General features: G+C 46.4%; 22 protein-coding genes. 17 read left to right on the forward strand and 5 right to left on the reverse strand.

Translation table 11 applies throughout. The annotated features are described in order from the left end of the window. Positions 1-73 precede the first annotated feature (73 nt). The gene (locus tag BTW01_RS08010; RefSeq protein ID WP_162102475.1) at positions 74-1,192 is read right to left on the reverse strand and encodes an NADH-dependent flavin oxidoreductase; all 1,119 of its coding nucleotides are present in this window, start codon (positions 1,190-1,192) and stop codon (positions 74-76) included. Between the two features lie 72 nt (positions 1,193-1,264). Continuing rightward, on the reverse strand, positions 1,265-1,399 hold the full coding sequence (locus BTW01_RS08015; protein WP_162102476.1) for a hypothetical protein: 135 nt from the start codon (positions 1,397-1,399) through the stop codon (positions 1,265-1,267). A gap of 329 nt (positions 1,400-1,728) precedes the next feature. Here BTW01_RS08015 and BTW01_RS08020 point away from each other — a divergent pair, with 329 nt between their 5' ends. The 9 genes from BTW01_RS08020 (at position 1,729) to prpB (ending at position 10,345) form a co-directional block, all read left to right on the forward strand. Then, the gene (locus tag BTW01_RS08020) at positions 1,729-2,025 is read left to right on the forward strand and encodes a lipoprotein (protein WP_162102812.1); all 297 of its coding nucleotides are present in this window, start codon (positions 1,729-1,731) and stop codon (positions 2,023-2,025) included. Between the two features lie 18 nt (positions 2,026-2,043). Beyond that, on the forward strand, positions 2,044-2,664 hold the full coding sequence (locus BTW01_RS08025) for an N-acetylmuramoyl-L-alanine amidase family protein (protein ID WP_162102477.1): 621 nt from the start codon (positions 2,044-2,046) through the stop codon (positions 2,662-2,664). 78 nt (positions 2,665-2,742) lie between these two features. After that, complete coding sequence (locus BTW01_RS08030) at positions 2,743-3,474, forward strand: glycerophosphodiester phosphodiesterase (protein WP_162102478.1); 732 nt, start codon at positions 2,743-2,745, stop codon at positions 3,472-3,474. A gap of 128 nt (positions 3,475-3,602) precedes the next feature. Next, the gene (locus BTW01_RS08035) at positions 3,603-4,784 is read left to right on the forward strand and encodes an acetyl-CoA C-acetyltransferase (protein ID WP_162102479.1); all 1,182 of its coding nucleotides are present in this window, start codon (positions 3,603-3,605) and stop codon (positions 4,782-4,784) included. Between the two features lie 24 nt (positions 4,785-4,808). After that, entirely contained in the window at positions 4,809-5,672 is an 864-nt protein-coding gene (locus tag BTW01_RS08040; protein WP_162102480.1) for a 3-hydroxybutyryl-CoA dehydrogenase, read from the forward strand. Positions 5,673-5,699: 27 nt separating this feature from the next. After that, positions 5,700-6,839: an acyl-CoA dehydrogenase gene (locus tag BTW01_RS08045; protein WP_162102481.1), complete on the forward strand. Its 1,140-nt coding sequence runs from the start codon at positions 5,700-5,702 to the stop codon at positions 6,837-6,839. Between the two features lie 31 nt (positions 6,840-6,870). Then, positions 6,871-7,983, forward strand: coding sequence for a citrate synthase (mmgD, locus tag BTW01_RS08050; protein ID WP_162102482.1), 1,113 nt, complete (start codon positions 6,871-6,873; stop codon positions 7,981-7,983). A gap of 21 nt (positions 7,984-8,004) precedes the next feature. Next, a complete protein-coding gene (locus BTW01_RS08055; protein WP_162102483.1) occupies positions 8,005-9,423 on the forward strand; it encodes a bifunctional 2-methylcitrate dehydratase/aconitate hydratase in 1,419 nt (472 codons plus the stop codon). 16 nt (positions 9,424-9,439) lie between these two features. After that, positions 9,440-10,345 carry a methylisocitrate lyase gene (gene prpB, locus BTW01_RS08060; protein WP_162102484.1) on the forward strand — a complete coding sequence of 302 codons (906 nt, stop codon included), beginning with the start codon at positions 9,440-9,442 and terminating at the stop codon, positions 10,343-10,345. A gap of 36 nt (positions 10,346-10,381) precedes the next feature. Here the strand turns inward: prpB and BTW01_RS08065 are convergent, their stop codons facing one another. Further along, positions 10,382-10,618 (reverse strand): DUF2627 domain-containing protein, encoded by a 237-nt coding sequence (locus BTW01_RS08065; RefSeq protein ID WP_162102485.1) that lies wholly within the window; start codon positions 10,616-10,618, stop codon positions 10,382-10,384. A 152-nt stretch (positions 10,619-10,770) separates the two neighbouring features. On the opposite strand from BTW01_RS08065, the gene BTW01_RS08070 reads away from it, so the two are divergent. The 8 genes from BTW01_RS08070 to BTW01_RS08105 all read left to right on the forward strand — a co-directional run bounded on the left by BTW01_RS08070 (position 10,771) and on the right by BTW01_RS08105 (position 20,839). Then, positions 10,771-12,846, forward strand: coding sequence for a sigma-54 interaction domain-containing protein (locus BTW01_RS08070; protein WP_162102486.1), 2,076 nt, complete (start codon positions 10,771-10,773; stop codon positions 12,844-12,846). 124 nt (positions 12,847-12,970) lie between these two features. Next, complete coding sequence (gene yqiS / locus BTW01_RS08075) at positions 12,971-13,870, forward strand: phosphate butyryltransferase (protein WP_162102487.1); 900 nt, start codon at positions 12,971-12,973, stop codon at positions 13,868-13,870. An 11-nt stretch (positions 13,871-13,881) separates the two neighbouring features. After that, on the forward strand, positions 13,882-14,976 hold the full coding sequence (bcd, locus tag BTW01_RS08080) for a branched-chain amino acid dehydrogenase (protein ID WP_162102488.1): 1,095 nt from the start codon (positions 13,882-13,884) through the stop codon (positions 14,974-14,976). 18 nt (positions 14,977-14,994) lie between these two features. Further along, complete coding sequence (buk, locus tag BTW01_RS08085) at positions 14,995-16,086, forward strand: butyrate kinase (RefSeq protein ID WP_162102489.1); 1,092 nt, start codon at positions 14,995-14,997, stop codon at positions 16,084-16,086. A 21-nt stretch (positions 16,087-16,107) separates the two neighbouring features. Then, on the forward strand, positions 16,108-17,532 hold the full coding sequence (gene lpdA, locus BTW01_RS08090) for a dihydrolipoyl dehydrogenase (protein ID WP_162102490.1): 1,425 nt from the start codon (positions 16,108-16,110) through the stop codon (positions 17,530-17,532). Positions 17,533-17,553: 21 nt separating this feature from the next. Next, on the forward strand, positions 17,554-18,546 hold the full coding sequence (gene bfmBAA, locus BTW01_RS08095) for a 3-methyl-2-oxobutanoate dehydrogenase subunit alpha (protein ID WP_162102491.1): 993 nt from the start codon (positions 17,554-17,556) through the stop codon (positions 18,544-18,546). Between the two features lie 13 nt (positions 18,547-18,559). Further along, positions 18,560-19,543: a 3-methyl-2-oxobutanoate dehydrogenase subunit beta gene (bfmBAB, locus tag BTW01_RS08100; RefSeq protein ID WP_162102492.1), complete on the forward strand. Its 984-nt coding sequence runs from the start codon at positions 18,560-18,562 to the stop codon at positions 19,541-19,543. A 21-nt stretch (positions 19,544-19,564) separates the two neighbouring features. Next, positions 19,565-20,839, forward strand: coding sequence for a dihydrolipoamide acetyltransferase family protein (locus BTW01_RS08105; protein WP_162102493.1), 1,275 nt, complete (start codon positions 19,565-19,567; stop codon positions 20,837-20,839). A 49-nt stretch (positions 20,840-20,888) separates the two neighbouring features. On the opposite strand, the gene BTW01_RS08110 is transcribed toward BTW01_RS08105, so the two are convergent. Beyond that, complete coding sequence (locus BTW01_RS08110) at positions 20,889-21,734, reverse strand: MerR family transcriptional regulator (RefSeq protein ID WP_162102494.1); 846 nt, start codon at positions 21,732-21,734, stop codon at positions 20,889-20,891. Between the two features lie 73 nt (positions 21,735-21,807). Next, positions 21,808-22,977, reverse strand: coding sequence for a multidrug efflux MFS transporter Bmr (gene bmr, locus BTW01_RS08115; protein ID WP_162102495.1), 1,170 nt, complete (start codon positions 22,975-22,977; stop codon positions 21,808-21,810). Positions 22,978-23,018 lie beyond the last annotated feature (41 nt).

Raw genomic sequence — 23,018 nt, forward strand, 5'->3', positions numbered from 1 at the left:
GCTGTTTAGATGTTTACATAAACTGTTTATATAATAAAAGACTGCCGAATCTGTTTCGGCAGTCTTTTTTATATTAATCTTTATAAGGCACCCAGCCATGTGAGTTCACAATGGCTTGCCATAGAGGTTCAGGCAAGTGATATTTCTCTTTATCTGTGCCTTTAATCACTGTTTCGATTTGTTCTTCTTGGCCTTCTTTTACTTTCACAGCCCAGTCAGGGTCAACTAAAATTTCGCGTCCCATAGCGACCAATGGAATGCCGCTTTCAATGACGGCAAGCGCGTCATCTGCGGAATGAATGGAACCGACAGCGATCAGCGGCACTTTGTTTCCGACACGTTCATTCAATAAGTCCATGCGTGTGCGAGTTTGATCGGCGCCGCGGCGCGCTTTTGAGTTTACATCCATCAGCGAGATATGAAGGTAATCCAATTCTTTATCGCTCAAAGCGTCAACAAGCGTAAAGGTTTCAGTCATTGTCAATCCTGGTGTCTCAGGTTCCTCAGGAGACAGACGGTAGCCGACTAAAAACGCACCCGTCGCATGTTTTGCCGCAGCTTTTTTCACTTCATCAACAATTGCCAGTGGGAAGGCTAATCGTTTTTCAGCGCTTCCTCCCCAGCGGTCTGTACGCTGATTGGATTTCGGAGAATAAAACTGCTGAATCAAGTAGCCGTTTGCGCCGTGAATTTCGACACCGTCAAATCCGGCTTCAATGGCGCGTTTTGTCGCCTCTCCAAATGCCTTCACGATGTTTTCCGTTTCTTCTTCTGTTAAAGCGCGAGCGATTTGTTTGCCGTTATCAAATACGTCACTTGGCGCTAGAACATCTTGTTCAGGAACGAGCTCAGGCGGGCATTCAATGCCGCCGTGATGAATTTGCACAATAGCTTTAGCGCCTTGTGCCTGAATGGCTTGCGCTAATTTTTGTAAACCTGGAATGTTGGAGTCATCATGGATGGCCGGCTGCCCGGAAAAAGCCTTGCCGTCCGGTGTAACATTTGCGCAGGCTGTAATGACCATCCCCATCTCTTTAGAGCGTGGGATGATATAGTCAAGTTCTGCTTCAGAAATTGTACCGTCTTCGTTCGAAGCGTAATGAGTCATCGGTGCTACTGCGATCCGGTTGTCGATTGTAACACCGCTTTTAAACGTAAATGGTTCAAACAGCGGTTTATACTTAGGGTTCATTTGATCATCTTCTTTCGTTAGGAGTCGCACATATTCTAGCCTATATGTAAAAATTAATGCAATTGATCTGCTTTACCGGCTGAATATCTTGAGTACAGAGTGCTGTTTTCTTCGCTCTTTTTCAGGCGCTTTGTAGCCGCCGCTGATTTGGTGGCCAATGGTGCAAGTGATGACCGCTGCAGCGAGCAGCAGAACGAATTTTTTCATGGCTGTAACTTCTTTCTGTAAAGTGAATATCCTTTAAAAGGTTACGCCTGACTGATCCGCCCGTCAAACGATTTGCTTACATCGTTCCTCATATTTTTTAAAATGAATAAAAAGTTGCCTCTTTCCGTTAAATTTTTCTAATATACGCTTCGATTAGAGCCATCCTCATAGACGAATTCGCTTGTTTTCTTTCTAACAACAGGAAATGATCAGGTCGGATAGCCTGGTTGAAAAATATGGAACAAGAATGCTGACGTATGCACTGGCTTTACAAATCTGCCGTTCTGGTCAAAGATAAAAGCCAAACATCAGGAAGAAGAGGTGATCATGTGAAACAAACGATTCTATTGCTGTTAACTGTGCTTCTTCTCTCAGGGTGCAGTGCTGCAAGTGCAGATGATTCAGCCCCAAGGTTTACAGAAGAGGGGGAATATATTGGCTCGGCTGACACTCATACGATTGCGGTTTCTTTGAATGGAGAAGAGACGATGATACAGGTCCCGAAGGCTAAACGTGATGAATGTGAATCACTGCCAGATCACACAGATGTCCAGGTGAAATATATAAAAAAGAATAATGGAACATTGCAGCTGCAAGATATTCAGCTGCAGAAGAATGCGTCATAAAAGACCGGGGGGAGAAAGTTGAGAATGTTATGGAGGAGCTTAGCTCTATGCGGATTTTGTTTGATACTCGCGCCTTATGCTCAGGCAGCTGAGCGGATAGAAGGGAAAACAGTATACATTGATGCCGGACACGGAGGTGAAGATAGCGGAGCAGTTGGGAAAGGGCTCTTTGAAAAAGATATTAATGCAGCCGTTTCCGAGCATGTGACAGACAAGCTGAAAGCGGAGGGAGCCAATCCAGTTTCGTCTAGGTCTGACGATCATTTTCTGACTCTGGAGGATAGAGTGGCGAAGGCAAGGGTCAATCAGGCCGATCTTTTTGTCAGCATTCATGTCAATTCAGGAGTTGCTTCAGCGTCAGGAACAGAAACATATTTTCAGTCTGATCATGAAGGGGAAAAAAGCCGGCGCCTGGCGGCAAATATTCAGTCCCAGCTCGTTTCATCTTTAAAGACGAGAGACAGGGGCGTGAAGGAATCAAATTATTATGTCATTACATATTCGCAAATGCCGAGTGTGCTGGCGGAGCTTGGGTTTATGACTAACAGTTCTGACGCGGACAAGCTTGGAAGCCCAGAATACCAGCAAAAAGCCGCAGATGCGATTGTTACAGGCATTGATTCTTATTACAATCAGTAAGATTTTACAGCCTTAATCCTAGAGCGGAACGGCCAAACACAGTATAATGGAGACAACTTTAGGGCTTGAGGTGAAACGATGACAAAGATTTTTGCCCATCGGGGGGCATCAGGTCAATATCCCGAAAATACAATGCTTGCATTTGAAAAGGGAATTGAAGCAGGAGCGGATGGAATTGAGCTTGATGTGCAGCTGACAAAAGACGGGCGAATTGTTGTGATCCATGATGAAAAACTTGATCGGACGACAACGCTCGATGGATTTGTGAAGGATACAGTGTACGATGTGATAAAGACCGCGAGTGCGGCCGCTCGTTATGATCGGACGTACAGAGACATCAAAGTGCCGCTGCTTGAAGAAGTGCTCTCGTGGGCAGACAAAAAGGATTTTCTCATCAACATTGAATTAAAAAACAGCGTCATCCGGTATGAAGGAATGGAAGAAAAAGTACTGGAGGCAGTGAAACGGTTCAAGATAGAGGAAAGAATCATCCTCTCCACCTTTAATCATGAAAGCTTGGCCCTATGCGCCCGGCTTGCTCCTCATATCGAACGGGCGGTGCTAACGTCAGATGTGCTTTATCAGGCCGATCGGTATATGGCATCAATTCCAGCAACCGGTTACCATCCGAAGCTGAATAGCCCGGGAACAGCGGATGAGGTGCTGAAAAAAATGAAGAGCAGTTCGATCAAGGTAAGGCCGTTTACAGTTAATCTGCCAGAAGATATGAAGCGTCTCATTGAAGCGGGGGCAGACGGTATATTCACCGATTTTCCTGCAAAGGCAAAAGCATTGCTGAAAAATAACTAGTTGTTTTTTAAAGGAGGCTGTTGGTGCAGCCTTCTTTTTTTCGTTCATTCATGGACATTTCAGCGCATATATTCAAGAAGGCAACTAGAAATTGTAAGCGCTATCTATCTTCTGAATGAGGTGAAATCATGAGGAAAACAGTCATTGTAAGTGCCGCAAGAACTCCATTTGGCAAATTTGGTGGAGCATTGAAAGAGGTGAAAGCTGCTGAACTTGGGGGCATTGCGATGAAGGAGGCGTTACATCGGGCTGAAGTTTCTGGAGATGAGGTGGAAGGAATCGTCATGGGCATGGTTGTCCAAGCGGGATCAGGGCAGATACCTTCCCGGCAAGCTGCCCGTCTGGCTGGAATGCCTTGGAGCGTACCGTCAGAAACGCTGAATAAAGTCTGCGCATCCGGACTGCGCGCTGTCACCTTGTGTGATCAAATGATCCGGGCGCATGATGCGGACCTGCTTGTCGCCGGAGGAATGGAAAGCATGAGCAATATCCCGTATGCCGTGCCCGCCGGGCGCTGGGGAGCCCGGATAGGAGATGGTGAGTTTAGGGATTTAATGGTTTATGACGGATTAATGTGCGCGTTTGACGGGGTGCATATGGCTGTTCACGGAAATACAGCGGCCGAGGAATATGGGATCTCACGCAGCGAGCAGGATGAATGGGCGCTAAGGAGTCATGCGCGTGCAGCTAAGGCAGCCGATAATGGGACATTTCAGGATGAAATCATTCCCGTAAGGCGGACCGACCGAAAAGGAAAAACAAAAATTGTAGACAAAGATGAAGCGATTCGCCGTGACACAAGTCGGGATCAGCTTGCAAAGCTTTCTCCGATTTATACAAGCGCTGGTTCCGTTACAGCCGGCAACGCTCCGGGAGTCAATGACGGAGCGGGTGCGTTTGTGCTGATGTCAGAAGATAAAGCTGCTGTGCTTGGTAAACGGCCTCTGGCTGCAATTCTAGACTTTGCAACTGTAGGAATGCGAGCGCACGAGCTAGCGGCAGCACCGGGGGTTGCAATCAACAAGCTTTTAAAAAACAACGATTTAACTGTCCGAGATATTGATTTATTTGAAGTAAATGAAGCGTTCGCCTCTGTCGTGTTGACATGTGAAAAAATTGTTGGCTTTGACCTTGAAAAAGTAAATGTAAACGGCGGGGCAATTGCGCTTGGCCACCCGATCGGCGCAAGCGGTGCGAGAATTCTTATGTCACTTGTTTATGAATTAAAACGCCGGGGAGGGGGACTGGGTGTTGCCGCCATCTGTAGCGGTGCGGCTCAGGGAGATGCTGTCTTAGTGCAGGTTCACTAAAACATGATGAAAAAGGGGATTTAAATGGAAATCAAACAAATCATGGTAGCTGGTGCAGGTCAGATGGGGAGTGGGATCGCTCAAACAGCTGCCGGCGCGGGCTTTTATGTGCAGATGTATGATGTGAATCCAGAGGGTGCAGAGACAGGATTAAAGCGGCTGAAGAAACAATTAACCCGTGATGCTGAGAAAGGAAGAAAGACCGAAGCGGAAGTGGCTGGTGTGATCAGCCGCATTTCGCTCTCGCGAACGCTTGAGGAGGCAAAGTTTGCGGACATTGTGATTGAAGCTGTCTCAGAAAACATGACAGCTAAAACTGAAATATTTAAAAAAATTGACCGGATTTGCCCGCCTCATACGATGTTGGCCAGCAATACATCTTCCTTGCCTATTACAGAAATCGCTGCTGTCACAAACCGGCCTGAACGGGTCATTGGCATGCATTTTATGAACCCCGTCCCGGTGATGAAGCTGGTTGAAGTGATTCGCGGCTTGGCTACATCAGAAGAAACGGCGGCAGATGTGATGGGCTTAGCGGAAAAGATGGGAAAAACGCCAGTAGAAGTGAATGATTTTCCAGGGTTTGTTTCCAATCGTGTGCTTCTTCCGATGATTAATGAAGCCATCTATTGCGTATATGAGGGGGTGGCAAAGCCCGAGGCAATAGACGAGGTGATGAAGCTGGGTATGAATCATCCAATGGGCCCGCTCACATTAGCAGATTTTATCGGGCTGGATACGTGCCTGTCGATTATGGAAGTTCTTCATTCCGGCCTTGGCGATCCCAAATACCGCCCTTGCCCGCTGCTCCGCAAATATGTCAAAGCGGGCTGGCTTGGCAAAAAGAGCGGACGCGGTTTTTATCAATATGAGGAGGGAACTTCCTGAAGTCATTTCCATCCGGGGGTGGACGAGTTGCATGTAACCCAAGAGCAAGTCATGATGCGAAAAATGGTGCGTGATTTTGCCCGAAAAGAAATTGCTCCAGCTGCGCAAGTCATGGAGGAAACGGACGAATTCCCGTTTCAGCTGATTGAAAAAATGGGTAAACACGGCCTGCTGGGAATACCGGTCCCAGAACGATACGGCGGCGCAGGTGCGGATGTTGTTTCTTATATTTTGGCGATTCATGAGATTTCTAAAATCAGCGCGGCCGTCGGTGTGATTCTGTCCGTTCATACCTCAGTCGGCACAAACCCGATTCTGCACTTTGGCAATGAAGAACAAAAGATGAGATATATACCGAAGCTTGCTTCAGGAGACCATTTGGGGGCATTTGCCCTAACGGAGCCTCACTCAGGTTCGGATGCCGGGGGCCTTCGAACGACAGCCGTCAAAAAAAACGGCAAGTACCTGTTAAATGGGTCGAAAATATTCATTACAAACGGCGGAGCCGCAAATATCTATATAACGTTTGCTTTAACAGCTCCAGATCAAGGCAGGAACGGGATTTCGGCTTTTATCGTTGAAAAAAACACACCCGGTTTTATAGTTGGGAAAAAAGAAAAAAAGCTGGGTCTCCATGGCTCTAATACCACGGAACTGATATTTGATCATGCAGAAGTGCCTGCAGAAAATTTGCTTGGCAATGAAGGGGATGGGTTTCACATTGCCATGGCGAATTTGAATGTCGGCCGCATCGGCATTGCGGCACAGGCGCTCGGAATTGCAGATGCGGCTCTTGAGCATGCCGTAAATTACGCGAAGCAGAGAATGCAATTTGGGAGGTCTATCGCCGCCAATCAAGGCATATCGTTTAAGCTGGCTGACATGGCGACAAGAGCAGAGGCAGCAAGGCATCTTGTCTATCACGCTGCAGACCTTCATAACCGCGGGTTGGCCTGTGGAAAAGAAGCGTCTATGGCTAAGCAATTCACTTCCGATACTGCGGTAAAGGCAGCGTTAGAGGCCGTCCAGATTTACGGAGGGTATGGCTATATGAAAGATTATCCAGTCGAGCGGCTGCTTCGCGATGCAAAGGTGACGCAAATCTATGAAGGAACGAACGAGATTCAAAGACTGATTATTTCCAAACATCTGCTTAGCGGCACCTGATAGACAAAAAAGCAAAACGGAGGTTGAGGATATGAAGGAGAAACAGCATTATGCTCCTGGTTTGGACGGTGTGATTGCGGCAGAAACATGTATTTCTTATCTTGACACCCAGTCCAGCCAGATTTTAATACGAGGCCATGATTTAATAGATCTTTCTAAAACAAAAAGCTACCTCGAGCTTGTCCATTTATTGCTGGAGAGCAGGCTTCCGGAAGAAAGTGAAACGGGAACGCTAAAAATAAGCAGCACATCACAACTGCCGTCTGATATTGTACGTCTGCTTGAGCTGCTCCCTGAGCACACTCATCCAATGGATAGCCTGCGTACCGGCCTGTCAGCACTTGCAGGCTATGATCGGCAAATAGATGATCGATCTTCTTCTGCGAACAAAGAACGCGCCTATCAGCTTCTCGGGAAAATGCCTGCCCTCACTGCTGCCAGCTACAGAATCATTAATAAGAAAGAATTGATTTTTCCGCTTCACACTCTATCCTACAGCGCGAATTTTCTTTACATGATGACAGGGAAAATACCATCCTCACTGGAAGAACGGATTTTTGACCGATCACTCGTCCTGTACAGTGAGCATGAGATGCCGAATTCAACCTTTGCGGCAAGGGTCATCGCGTCTACCCATTCAGATCTATACGGCGCTTTAACAGGAGCTGTTGCTTCACTGAAAGGGGATCTTCACGGAGGAGCAAACGAAGCTGTGATGTATATGCTTTTAGAGGCGAAAACAACGTCCGATTTTGAACAGCTTTTGCAAACAAAACTGAACAGAAAAGAAAAAATTATGGGATTCGGCCACCGGGTGTATATGAAAAAAATGGACCCGAGAGCACTCATAATGAAAGAAGCGCTCAAGCAATTATGCGATAAAACGGGTGACCATCGGTTATTCAAGATGTGTGAAGCAGGCGAGCGGCTGATGGAGAAGGAAAAAGGGCTTTATCCGAATTTGGATTACTACGCTGCACCGGTGTATTGGATGCTCGGCATACCGATTCCATTGTATACGCCCGTCTTTTTCAGTGCGAGAACAGCCGGTTTATGCGCCCATGTAATCGAACAGCATGCCAATAACCGTCTTTTCCGTCCGCGTGTCAGCTATAAGGGCCCGCGCCATCCGGACGAATTCTAAATGATGAAAGGAACTGGTAGAATGCTGAAAACGGATCATGTCATAGAAGAAATCACAGACTATGTGCTTGAGAAAGAGATTACAAGTTCTGAGGCGTTTACAACAGCGGGGTATGTATTGCTGGATACGCTGGGCTGCGGAATTTTGGCGCTCCGGTATCCTGAATGCACAAAGCTGCTCGGTCCGATTGTTTCGGGAACGATTGTCCCAAATGGGAGCAAAGTGCCGGGAACGTCATATGTTCTAGATCCGATGAGGGCGGCGTTTAATATCGGCTGCATGATCCGCTGGCTCGATTACAATGATACGTGGCTGGCGGCGGAGTGGGGGCATCCGTCCGATAATCTGGGAGGGATTCTTGCCGCTGCCGACTATGTATCAAGGGTAAGACTATCTGAAGGAAAAGAGCCCTTAATAATACGTGACGTACTTGAGATGATGATCAAAGCACATGAGATTCAAGGTGTGCTGGCGTTAGAAAATAGTTTGAATGGGGTTGGCCTTGATCATGTCCTGTTTGTCAAAGTTGCGACAGCTGCTGTTGCAGCCAAGCTTTTGGGCGGCGGGAGAAAAGAAATAAAAAATGCGCTTTCGAATGCATGGATTGACAATGCTCCCCTAAGAACATACCGCCATTCACCAAATACAGGCTCGCGTAAATCATGGGCGGCAGGGGACGCAACGAGCAGAGGTGTTCATTTGGCGCTGCTGGCGTTAAAGGGGGAAATGGGTTATCCGACAGCATTGAGCGCACCGGGATGGGGGTTCCAAGACGTTTTATTCAATAAGAAAGAGATCAAGCTCGCCCGCCCGCTCGATACGTATGTTATGGAACATGTGTTATTTAAAGTGTCTTATCCTGCGGAATTTCACGCCCAGACAGCGGCGGAGTGCGCGGTCATCCTTCACCCGCAGGTAAAGAATCGGATTGATGAGATTGACCGTGTTCTTATCAGAACGCATGAATCCGCTATCCGAATCATTGATAAAAAAGGGCCGCTCCACAATCCGGCCGACCGTGATCACTGCCTCCAATACATCACAGCAATCGGTTTGATTTTTGGTGATATCACGGCGGAGCATTATGAGGCTGAAACAGCGATTGATCCAAGGATAGATAAGCTTCGGGATAAAATGGAAGTGACTGAAAATAAAACATTTACCGAGGATTACCTGAAACCCGACAAGCGTTCCATTTCAAATGCTGTTCAAGTTTATTTTAAAGACGGAACAAGCACGGAAATGGTGAAATGTGAATTTCCGCTTGGCCATCGTTTTCGAAGAGACGAGGCAGTGCCGAAATTGCTGGATAAGTTTTCTGCCAATCTCAAAACCCATTTCTCTGATAAACAGCAAAAATACATTTATGAGATTTGTACCAATGATGAGACATTGCAAACGATGCGTGTGAATGAATTTGTAGATATGTTTTGCATGTAAAAGGAGGATTGATGTCATGTCTTGGATCGTCAATAAGCAATCGTCACAAGAGGAGCTTGCCGGGTGTTTTCGCAAGCTGATGTCAGCTCCGGGCATTTTGCAAATTCCCGGGGCTCATGACGGAATGGCAGCCTTGCTCGCAAAAGAGGCTGGTTTTTCTGCTGTTTATTTGTCTGGTGCGGCATATACAGCCAGCAGAGGGCTTCCTGATTTAGGGATCATCACGTCGTCAGAGATGGCTGGCCGGGCCAAAGATCTAGTGCGTGGAGCTGACCTGCCTCTGCTTGTTGATATCGATACCGGGTTTGGCGGTGTGTTAAACGCCGCCCGAACCGCCCGTGAGATGCTGGAAGCAAGAGTGGCCGCCGTTCAAATAGAAGATCAGCAGCTTCCGAAAAAATGCGGACATTTAAATGGAAAACAACTTGTTTCGATAAAGGAAATGGCGCAAAAAATAAAAGCGATCAAACAAGCGGCACCCTCTCTTGTTGTCGTCGCCCGTACAGACGCCAGGGCACAGGAAGGGCTTAATGCCGCAATAAAACGGTCTGAGGCTTATATTGAGGCTGGAGCAGATGCGATTTTCCCCGAAGCGCTTCAGACGGAGAATGAATTCCGTCAGTTTGCTGAGCGCATCTCTGTTCCTCTCCTTGCAAATATGACCGAGTTTGGGAAAACGCCGTATTATCGTGCTGATGAATTCGAAGATATGGGATTTCACATGGTAATTTATCCTGTCACATCTCTTCGGGCGGCGGCAAAAGCTTATGAACGGATGTTTGCTTTGATAAAGGGACGCGGCTCACAAAAAGAAGGGCTGCAAGATATGCAGACACGAAAAGAACTGTACGATACAATTTCTTATCATGACTATGAAGCGTTAGATAACACGATCGCTAAGAGCGTTTTGCCAGACGAATAGGTAAAAAAGCCGGAGTATTCTCCGGCTTTTTTGCGGCTATCGTTTTCTGAATCGCTGGCTGACTTGGTTGCGTTTTCTGTCTCTGAATAAAACGAACCCGGCCAGTACATAAAGGCCGAACGTAAAAAAGATAAATCCTGACAAACCTTGGAGCCAAAGAGCTGCAAATGGCTTTATTGTATGGCCGAAAAGCGTATCTCTCATCAGCTTAATGCCTATAGCAGAAATGGCCCCGGGGATGACTAATATCAAAAGCGCAAATAGTCGGCTCATCATCAGAAAACCCCTTTATCTTTTCATTTCCTTTATTGTCCAGTGGAAAAAATATTTTGTCAAGAGAAGAAAACGTGGTAACATAGGGTTGTGCAAATTATTGCAACGGAATAATTAGGTGTGCAAATTTTTTCATAAAAAGGGGTAGCGGGATGCAAAAGGTACTGATGGTAGGTGCCGGCAAAAGGGGAACGGCGTTATTACATATTCTAATCAAAACAGCCATCATAGAGATCATTGCCATTGTTGACAAAGACCCCAAGGCGCCGGGATTAGAAGAAGCAAAACAGTATGGGATTGCCGTTTCGTCTGATTGGAAACCTTACATACAACAAAAACCGGATATCATCATCCATACGACCGGCGATCAAGCTGTGTTTGACGAACTCCTTCAAAAAAAGCATGAAGAGACTATTGTTATGCCAGGGAAAATGGCGTACATCGTTTTTCAGCTGATGGAAGAAAAGCAGCACCTGATTCAAATACTGAAAGAGCAAACATATAAACATGACCGAATTTTCAATTCTGCCCATGACGGGATGATCTTTATTGATATCAATGAAGAAATCATTCTCTTTAATTCTATGGCCGAAAAATTGGTCGGGAAAAAACGCGAGGAAGTCATCGGACGTCCGATAAAAGAAGTCATTCCGAGCACAAAGCTGCCGCGAATTTTAAAAACGAGAGAGCCTGAATACAACCAAAAGCAGCTTTTGGGCGAGAATCAAATCGTGACAACCAGACTGCCGATCATAGATGAAAGCGGCCGTTTGCTTGGTGCCCTCTGTGTATTCAAGGATATTACGGATGCCGTTGAACTGGCGGAGGAAGTGACGAATCTCAAACAGGTGCGTACAATGCTGGAGGCGATTATTCAATCCTCAGATGAGGCGATTTCTGTCGTTGATGAAAACGGCACAGGTCTCTTGATCAATAAAGCGTATACGAAAATGACAGGTCTTTCTGAAAAAGAAGTCATCGGCAAGCCCGCAAACGCTGATATAACCGAAGGTGAAAGCATGCATTTAAAGGTGCTTGAAACAAGACGCCCAGTCCGCGGTGTCAGAATGAAGGTAGGCCCGAATGAAAAAGAGGTTATCGTCAAAGTAGCGCCGGTGATCGTAGACGGGATTTTAAAAGGCAGCGTCGGTGTGATTCACGACGTGTCCGAAATTAAAATGCTGACCGTGGAGCTAAATCGCGCCAGACAAATCATTCGCACACTTGAAGCGAAATACACTTTCGATGACATTATCGGCAAAAGCGAGCAAATGCTGGTGGCGCTTGAGCAGGCAAAGCTCGGGGCGAAAACACCGGCAACGATTTTGCTGCGCGGTGAATCAGGAACAGGAAAAGAGCTGTTCGCCCATGCCATCCATAACGAAAGCGATCGGAAATACAATAAGTTTATACGCGTGAATTGTGCAGCCCTTTCTGAAAATCTGCTGGAATCGGAATTGTTCGGCTATGAGGATGGTGCGTTTTCAGGAGCGAAGCGCGGCGGTAAAAAGGGCTTGTTCGAAGAAGCCAATAACGGCAGTATTTTCTTAGATGAAATCGGAGAACTGACACACAATATGCAGGCAAAATTGCTCCGCGTTCTTCAAGAAAAGGAAATTGTCAGAGTGGGCGGTTCGAAAGCGGTCCCTGTCAATGTCAGAGTGATCGCGGCGACAAATGTAAATATCGAAAAGGCGATGGCGGATGGAACGTTCCGCGAAGACCTGTATTATCGTATCAACCGTTATCCGATCTCCATCCCGCCTTTGCGGCAGCGGCTGGAAGACATTGAAGCGCTGAGCATCAGGCTTATCCAAAAGATTAACCTGGATTACGGCAGAAACGTAAAGGGACTCTCGCCGCAAGCCTTGCGTGCCTTATCTGCTTATCATTGGCCTGGGAATGTCCGTGAGCTGGAAAATGTTCTTGGACGAGCCATGATTTTTCTGAATCCGCATACGGAATGGGTAGAAAAAGATCACCTGCCTGTATTCGAAGTTGAACAAAAAGAAACTGCCGCAGAGCAAAGGCCCGGATTTGATTTCCCGGCTATTGAAGGAGAAAAGCTGTCTGTCGCAGTAGAAAAATTCGAAGCGCATTTGATCCAGAAAACGCTCGAACAGCATCATTTTAACCGGACAAAAACGGCAAAAGCCCTGGGTGTCAGCATTCGAAACTTATATTACAAAATGGATAAATACGGCCTTGCAAATGAAGGCATGCAATAAATTGCAGAATGAGCGCATACCTCTGCACGACTTTCTCAATCAACCCGTTATAACAGCATGACGAGGAGCTGGCATGGAACTTGCATAATAAAAAGCGGAGTCGAAACAAGAAAGGTGGTAAAAGATGAAGCTGAAAAATATGATCGGTAAAGCGTCGATGTACAAAAACAAGACCATTGCGGTTGCCCATGCTGAGGATGAGGAAGTGATCCGGGCTGTAAAGCTGGCATCCGAGCACCTATCAGCCCGTTTTTTGTTAACCGGCGACAGTGAAAGGCTGAACAATCTGACATCATCTATGCAAGGGCATCAAGTAGAGATCATTCATGCTGATACACCAGAGGAATCGGCAACACTAGCGGTTCGTGCTGTACATCACAAAACAGCGGACGTTTTAATGAAAGGGAATGTGCCGACTTCTGTTTTGCTAAAAGCGGTGTTAAACAGACAAGAGGGACTTCGGTCATCCAGTATCCTTTCCCACGTGGCGGTGTTCGATATACCGGACTTTGACAGATTGATGTTTGTGACAGATTCGGCAATGAATATCGCCCCCTCGCTGGAAGAGCTTCGGCAGATTTTGCAAAATGCTGTTCATGTCGCCCATGCTGTAGGGAACAATATGCCAAAAGCAGCTGCTCTGGCAGCGATCGAAACGGTGAATCCGAAAATGGAAGCGACAGTAAATGCAGCTGCTCTTGCCCAAATGTATAAAAGAGGCCAAATCAAAGGCTGTATTGTTGATGGCCCGCTTGCTTTGGATAATGCAGTATCACAAATTGCTGCAGCCCAGAAAAAGATGTCAGGAGACGTAGCGGGCAGTGCAGATATTCTTCTCGTCCCAACAATTGAGGCTGGCAATATTTTATATAAATCACTGATTTATTTTGCGAAGGCCAGCGTGGCGGCTGTCATTACAGGAGCTAAAGCGCCGATTGCCTTAACGAGCAGAGCGGACTCCGCTGAAAATAAACTGTATTCTATTGCGCTGGCGATCTGCGCATCTGAAAAATACACATATTAGGAGGAACGAACATGGAACTTTTTAAATATATGGAGAAATACGATTACGAACAATTGGTATTCTGCCAAGATGAACAATCAGGCTTAAAAGCGATCATCGCCATTCATGATACAACGCTCGGCCCGGCGCTTGGCGGAACAAGAATGTGGACATATGAAAATGAAGAAGCGGCGATTGAAGATGCGCTCAGACTGGCTAAAGGCATGACCTATAAAAACGCGGCAGCAGGCTTAAACCTTGGCGGCGGAAAAACAGTTATTATCGGTGATCCGCGCAAAGACAAAAATGAAGAACTGTTCCGCGCGTTCGGCCGCTATATTCAAGGGCTGAACGGCAGATACATTACAGCTGAAGATGTGGGTACAACGGTTGAGGATATGGATATCATTCATGATGAAACAGACTATGTCACAGGAATTTCCCCCGCTTTCGGTTCTTCTGGAAATCCGTCCCCGGTTACAGCATACGGGGTGTACAGAGGAATGAAAGCAGCTGCAAAAGCTGCATTCGGAACCGATTCTCTTGAAGGGAAAACCATCGCTGTACAGGGTGTAGGGAACGTTGCCTATAATCTATGCCGCCATCTGCATGAAGAAGGAGCAAACTTAATCGTTACGGATATCAACAAACAATCAGTACAGCGTGCAGTTGAAGATTTTGGCGCCCGTGCGGTTGATCCGGAAGAGATCTATTCGCAAGACTGCGATATATATGCGCCATGTGCCCTTGGTGCAACAATCAACGACGACACCATAAACCAGCTGAAGGCTAAAGTCATTGCGGGTGCGGCTAATAACCAATTAAAAGAAACACGTCATGGCGATCAAATTCACGAAATGGGCATCGTTTACGCGCCGGATTATGTCATTAACGCAGGCGGCGTCATCAACGTGGCAGATGAGCTGAATGGTTATAATGCAGAACGTGCATTGAAGAAAGTCGAAGGCATTTACAGCAATATTGAGCGTGTGCTTGATATTTCTCAGCGTGACAGCATTCCGACATATTTAGCGGCTGACCGCTTGGCAGAGGAACGGATTGAACGCATGCGCCGCTCAAGAAGCCAGTTTTTGCAAAACGGCCACAGTGTATTAAGCAGACGCTAAGAAATTGAACTGGAGGTTATGGAAGTGCTATATGACGAAAAGCGCGTTCTCACAATTAATCCAGGCTCAACTTCAACGAAAATCGGTGTTTTTCATAACGAACGGAGCATTTTTGAAAAAACATTGAGACACGACATTGAAGAGCTGCAGCAATTTGACCATATTATTGATCAGTATGAATTTCGAAAATACCATATTCTCGAAACGCTTCATGAACAGGGAATCAATATCTCAAAGTTTGATGCAGTCTGTGCCAGAGGCGGCCTTATCCGGCCGATTGAAGGCGGAACTTACGAAGTGAACGATGAGATGATTGAGGACTTGAAAAGCGGCTATGCCGGCCAGCATGCTTCTAACCTCGGCGGCATTATCGCGCGGGAGATCGCTGACGGCCTGAATATCCCTTCATATATCGTCGATCCTGTCGTCGTAGATGAAATGTCAGAGCTCGCAAAAATCTCAGGTATGCCTGAGATTGAACGGAAAAGCATTTTCCATGCGTTAAACCAAAAAGCTGTCGCCCGTAAGGCGGCAGCCTCTCTCGGCAAACGATACGAGAATACGAAAATGATTGTGACCCATATGGGCGGCGGCATTACGATTGGCATCCATGACCGCGGGCGGGTGGTCGATGTGAATAACGGACTTCACGGAGAAGGGCCATTCAGTCCTGAGCGTGCAGGAACAGTGCCTGCAGGAGACCTCGTCGATTTATGTTTTTCAGGACAGTATGAAAGAGAAGAAATGGTGAAAAAATTGGTGGGCACAGGCGGGCTTTTCGGTTATCTCGGTACGAATGACGCAGAAAAAGTGGCACAAATGATTCAGGGGGGCGATGAAAAAGCCCGTTTCATATTTGATGCCATGGCATATCAAGTAGCAAAGGAAATCGGAGCAGCCAGTGCTGTTTTAAAAGGTGAAGTGGAAGCGATTGTGCTGACGGGAGGACTTGCGTATGGCAAAAGCTTTGTTTCCAATATCAGATCATACATAGATTGGATTTCAGATGTTTTCGTCTATCCGGGAGAAAATGAATTGCAGTCTCTGGCTCAAGGAGCACTCAGGGTATTGCTGGGCGAAGAGCAATCTAAACAATATCGTATTGAATAGACAGACGAGGAGTGAGTCACCATGGCAACTGAGTATGATGTAGTCATTCTGGGCGGCGGTACCGGCGGTTATGTTGCGGCCATCAGAGCCGCTCAGCTCGGCTTAAAAACAGCCGTTGTAGAAAAGGAAAATCTCGGAGGAACATGTCTGCATAAAGGCTGTATTCCGAGTAAAGCGCTGCTTAGAAGCGCAGAGGTATACCGGATAGCTCGTGAAGCCGGTCAATTCGGAGTGGAAACGGCTGGTGTATCCCTCAACTTTGAAAAAGTGCAGCAGCGTAAGCAAGCCGTTGTTGATAAGCTTGCGGCCGGTGTGAGTCATTTAATGAAAAAAGGAAAAATCGACGTGTATTCCGGCTATGGCCGTATACTCGGGCCATCTATCTTCTCTCCGCTGCCGGGGACAATTTCTGTGGAGCGGGGAAATGGCGAAGAAAATGACATGCTGATCCCGAAACAAGTCATCATTGCAACAGGGTCAAGGCCAAAAATGCTTCCGGGTCTTGAAGCGGACGGCAAACATGTATTGACTTCAGATGAGGCTCTTCAAATGGAAAAGCTGCCAAAATCGATCATCATTGTCGGCGGAGGCGTTATCGGTATCGAATGGGCGTCTATGCTTCATGATTTTGGCGTGAAGGTAACGGTTATTGAATATGCGAACCGCATCTTACCAACTGAGGATCAGGACATTTCTAAAGAAATGGAAAGTCTTCTGACGAAAAAAGGCATCCAGTTCGTTACAGGGGCAAAAGTGCTGCCTGACTCAGTCACAAAAACGTCAGAGGACATCAGCATACTAGCGGAAAAAGACGGAGAAACCATTACTTTCTCTGCTGAAAAAATGCTCGTTTCCATCGGGCGACAGGCAAATATCGAAGGAATCGGCATCGAAAACACCGATATTGTTACTGAAAACGGTGTTATTTCAGTCAATGAAAGCTGCCAAACGAAGGAATCTCATATTTATGCAATCGGAGATGTAATCGGGGGTCTTCAGTTAGCCCACGTTGCCTCACATGAAGGAATCATGGCCGTTGAGCACTTTGCAGGCCTCAATCCGCATCCTCTTGATCCAGCGCTTGTACCGAAGTGCATCTACTCAAGCCCTGAAGCTGCCAGTGTCGGCTTAACAGAAGATGAGGCAAAGGAGAAAGGCCATAATGTCAAAATCGGCAAGTTCCCGTTTATGGCCATTGGAAAAGCGCTTGTATACGGAGAAAGCGACGGGTTTGTAAAAATCGTGGCTGATCGTGATACCGATGATATCCTTGGCGTGCATATGATCGGCCCGCATGTCACCGACATGATTTCAGAAGCAGGCCTTGCCAAAGTGTTGGACGCGACACCGTGGGAGATCGGGCAAACGATTCATCCGCACCCAACGCTTTCAGAAGCGATTGGAGAAGCAGCGCTCGCCGCAGACGGCAAAGCCATTCATTTTTAAAAGCATAAAGGAGGGGCTTGAATGAGTACAAACCGACATCAAGCACTAGGGCTGACTGATCAGGAAGCCGTTGATATGTATAAAACCATGCTGTTAGCAAGAAAAATCGATGAGAGAATGTGGCTGTTAAACCGCTCAGGTAAAATCCCGTTCGTAATCTCTTGTCAAGGACAGGAAGCAGCGCAGGTAGGGGCTGCCTTTGCTCTTGACCGTGAGATGGATTATGTACTTCCGTATTACAGAGACTTAGGTGTCGTGCTGGCATTTGGCATGACAGCAAAGGATTTAATGATGTCTGGGTTTGCTAAAGCAGCAGATCCGAATTCAGGGGGCCGCCAGATGCCGGGACATTTCGGTCAAAAGGAAAACCGGATCGTGACAGGATCATCTCCGGTCACTACGCAAGTGCCGCACGCAGTCGGCATCGCGCTGGCGGGGCGTATGGAGAAGAAGGATATTGCTGCTTTTGTCACATTTGGAGAAGGGTCTTCTAACCAAGGGGATTTCCATGAAGGAGCAAACTTTGCCGCTGTCCATAAGCTGCCGGTCATTTTTATGTGTGAAAACAACAAATACGCAATTTCAGTGCCTTACGATAAGCAAGTCGCATGTGAGAACATTTCCGACCGTGCCGTAGGCTATGGAATGCCTGGCGTAACCGTAAATGGAAATGACCCGCTGGAAGTGTATCAAGCGGTCAAAGAAGCGCGTGAACGAGCGCGCAGCGGCGAAGGCCCGACATTAATTGAAACCATTTCTTACCGCCTTACACCGCATTCCAGTGATGACGATGACAGCAGCTACAGAGGCCGTGAAGAAGTAGAGGAGGCCAAAAAAAGCGATCCCCTGCTTACTTATCAAGCGTACTTAAAAGAAATAGGCCTGCTGTCTGATGAGACGGAACAAACCATGCTGGATGAAATCATGGCAATCGTAAATGAAGCGACGGATGAAGCGGAGAACGCCCCTTATGCAGCTCCTGAGTCAGCGCTTGATTATGTGTATGCGAAGTAGGGAGGAAGAAGAAATGTCAGTAATGTCATATATTGATGCAATCAATTTGGCGATGAAAGAAGAAATGGAACGTGACCCTCGCGTTTTCGTCCTTGGGGAAGATGTAGGAAGAAAAGGCGGTGTATTTAAAGCCACAGCCGGACTATACGAACAATTCGGAGAAGAGCGAGTGTTGGATACGCCGCTTGCTGAATCAGCGATCGCCGGAGTCGGTATCGGAGCTGCTATGTATGGTATGAGGCCGATTGCCGAAATGCAGTTTGCTGATTTTATTATGCCGGCGGTCAACCAGATTATTTCCGAGGCTGCTAAAATTCGCTACCGCAGCAACAATGACTGGAGCTGTCCGATTGTCGTTAGAGCGCCATATGGCGGAGGCGTACATGGAGCCCTTTATCATTCTCAGTCAGTCGAAGCGATTTTTGCTAATCAGCCCGGACTGAAAATTGTGATGCCTTCAACGCCATATGAAGCGAAAGGGCTCTTAAAGGCCGCAGTTCGTGATGAAGATCCGGTGCTGTTTTTTGAGCACAAGCGCGCGTACCGTCTGATAAAAGGAGAGGTCCCGGCTGATGATTATGTTCTGCCGATCGGCAAGGCTGATGTAAAGCGGGAAGGCGAAGATATCACAGTGATCACATACGGCTTATGTGTCCACTTCGCATTACAGGCTGCAGAGCGTCTCGAAAAAGATGGCATCTCTGTACATATAGTGGATTTAAGAACGGTTTATCCGCTCGATAAAGAAGCAATCATCGAAGCCGCGTCCAAAACCGGTAAGGTCCTTTTAGTCACAGAGGATACAAAAGAAGGAAGCATCATGAGCGAGGTAGCCGCTATTATATCCGAGCATTGTCTGTTCGATTTAGACGCGCCGATTAAACGGCTTGCAGGTCCTGATATTCCGGCTATGTCTTATGCGCCGACAATGGAAAAATACTTTATGGTCAACCCTGATAAAGTGGAAGCGGCGATGAGAGAATTAGCGGAGTTTTAAAGACGTAAGGAGGATACGATCATGCCAATAGAACAAATGACCATGCCGCAGCTTGGAGAAAGCGTGACAGAGGGGACAATTAGTAAATGGCTTGTTGCCCCCGGTGATAAAGTGAACAAATATGATCCAATCGCGGAAGTCATGACAGATAAAGTGAACGCAGAGGTACCGTCTTCTTTTACCGGAACGATAACAGAGCTTGTGGGGGAAGAAGGACAGACACTGCAAGTAGGGGAAATCATTTGCAAAATTGAAATAGAAGGCGCGAATCCGGCTGAACAAAAACAAGAGCAGCCGAGATCATCATCAGAAGCTGAGACACCTGCGGCAGAAAGCAGCGCCGAAGCTGCCAGTCAACCGAATAAAAAGCGCTACTCGCCAGCTGTACTTCGTTTGGCGGGTGAACACGATATTGATCTGGACCAAGTGACAGGAACAGGTGCCGGCGGCCGCATTACGCGAAAAGATATTCAGCGCATCATTGAAACCGGCGGCATGCAAGAGCGGCCTGAGGAGCTGAAAACAGAAGCGATTGAATCAGAGTCAGCACCAAAGCCGGAGCGGAAAGAAGAGATTTCATATCCTGCATCTGCTGCCGGAGATAAAAAAATCCCTGTTACAGCCGTAAGAAAAGCAATTGCTTCCAATATGAAACGCAGCAAAACGGAAATTCCGCATGCTTGGACGATGATGGAAGTAGACGTCACAAATATGGTGGCATACCGCAACAGCATTAAAGATTCCTTCAAGAAGACAGAAGGCTTTAATGTCACGTTTTTCGCCTTTTTCGTAAAAGCTGTCGCTCAGGCGTTAAAAGAATTTCCGCAAATGAATAGCATGTGGGCGGGCGACAACATCATTCAGAAAAAAGATATCAATCTTTCAATCGCCGTTGCGACAGAGGATTCTTTATTTGTTCCGGTGATTAAAAACGCGGATGAAAAAACAATTAAAGGCATTGCGAGAGAAATTACTGAGCTTGCCAAAAAAGCAAGAGATGGAAAACTCTCAGCAGATGACATGCAGGGAGGAACATTTACCGTCAACAATACTGGTTCGTTTGGATCTGTTCAGTCGATGGGCATCATCAATTATCCTCAGGCTGCGATTCTTCAAGTGGAATCCATTGTCAAACGCCCGGTTGTCATGGATCATGGCATGATTGCTGTCAGAGATATGGTCAATCTGTGCTTGTCCTTGGATCATCGCGTGCTTGACGGCCTTGTGTGCGGGAGATTCCTCGGTCGCGTGAAACAAATTTTAGAATCGATTGATGAGAAAACATCTGTTTACTAATAAGCAAAAGAGCATTTTTTGAAACATAATTTCAAAGAATGCTCTTTTTTTATGCGTCTGATTCAGCGATTCGGATTTTCATTTCGACTCGATATTCATCTTGTTTTTTGGGTGAGTAATGGATCGGTATAATTAATTCGTAAACATCACTGATCACAGTTAATTGGCGGTCTATAATATACTTGATAAGCTTCTGTAAGTTGAGAAAATAATGCTCTGGTGAAAAATGATACGCGATACAAACATACCTTCCTTTAGGAATCGTGGTGATTTCCATATCTGGCGTAATGGAAGAAATTTGTTTGTTTGTCAATACAGGCGTAAAGATATGACGGTATGTCATTTCATCAATGCTGGTATATGGCTGAAATGAGAAAGTAGCACCGTAGCTATTATTCGTAAATCCATCTGTTGATTCGATAAATTGTTTTAGTTTGCTGTAGGAGGCGTTGAGCACGTTTTCAGGTCCGACCCCGCCAGCCTCTGTCTGAATGATTCGGGTTTCTTCTTCATCTAAAATATACACCTCACCGTTCGCGGGGTACTCCATCTGACGTTTCATCCGCTTTTTCACCAGTGAAATGGTTTTTTTCAATGTTGATAAAAAATCTAATTTCTCCCTGATTTGCTTCTCCTGCTCTGTATAAAAAGCAAACAGTTCTTCCGTCTCTAAGTCCTGTGCCTTTTTCATCTCTTCTAAAGGTGTGCCGATATATTTTAATGATTTGATCAAATCCAGATGAATAAGCTGAGAATCTGAATAATAGCGGTAGCTGGTATCCGGGTCGACGTAGGCAGGTTTAAATAAATCAATTTTATCATAGTAGCGGAGCGCTTTAATCGACACGTTTGCCAGTTTTGAAACGTCTCCAATGGTGTAATACGATTCCTCCATGTCATCACTCCTTCTATGATCAGTATAAATAAAAAGCGCATTCTTTGCAGTATACAAAGAACACGCTTCTTATTTATGTGCTGGTTTTGAGATGTGCAGGCGCTTTCCACGCTATAGTCAGCGCAATGCCTACGGCTAAGGCAGCCGTTGCAAAGTAGAATGGGTAGTTTACATCGACATCAAACAGCATTCCGCCGATAATAGGACCGAAGACATTGCCGATACTTGTAAACATTGAATTCATTCCGCCGGCAAATCCCTGTTCATTTCCCGCCATCTTTGACAGATAAGTCGTTATCGCCGGCCGCATGAGATCAAATCCGACAAATACGGTGACTGTAACAAATAGAATCGCAATGTAAGAATGTACGATTGTCATTAAAAATACAAGACTCGTCGAGAGAATTAAGCTATACCGAATGAGATGGATTTCACCAAACCATCTTGTAAAGCGGTCGAATAAGACGACCTGCGCGATGGCGCCAACAATCGCTCCGCCTGTTACCATAATGGCAATGTCACTGGCTGTAAATCCGTATTTATGATCAACGAATAACGCAAATAACGATTCAAATGACGCTAAACCAAAAGATGAAATCAGGATAATAAGAAAGGCGATGAAATACATAGGTGCAAAAATCCGTTTAAAGCCTTTCTTTTGGCCCTGTAATTCTTGATTCTCAGGGTTTCGTTCCGGTTCGCGGAGCAAAAGCATTGATAAAATGGATGCCAGCAAGGCAAAAGCCGCCGCAAAGAAAAAAGGCAGGCGGGAATAGATCTCAGCTAAAAACCCTCCGATGCCCGGACCGATAATAAAGCCTGTTGAAATAGCGGCTGACATATAACCGAGCGCTTTCGGCCGCGTTTTAATGGTTGTGATATCCGCGATAAAAGCCGTGACCCCAGGCATAATAAAAGCAGCGCTGACTCCCCCAAGCATACGGGAAATAAATAAAACTTCAACTGTGTTCCCGATGGCGAATAAGAACTCTGAAACACTAAAGAACAACAGACCGATTACGATCATGATTTTACGTCCGAAACGGTCGACCCATCTCCCGCCTATTGGTGAAATGATGAGCTGTGTAACAGCGAAGCAGGCCACCATATAACCGACCGCGGTACCTGATAAATGCAATTCATTCATAATGGTAGGTGTGACCGGGATGACAAGTCCGATCCCCAAAAACGCAATAAATAAATTGATTAATAGTATTGTCAGGGTCATATTTTGTTTCTCCATGTGACTTCCCCTTTTTTCGAAAGTGTATCTTTTATACTGTA

The organism is Bacillus sp. SKDU12, assembly GCF_010093085.1.
Lineage (GTDB): Bacteria > Bacillota > Bacilli > Bacillales > Bacillaceae > Bacillus > Bacillus mexicanus.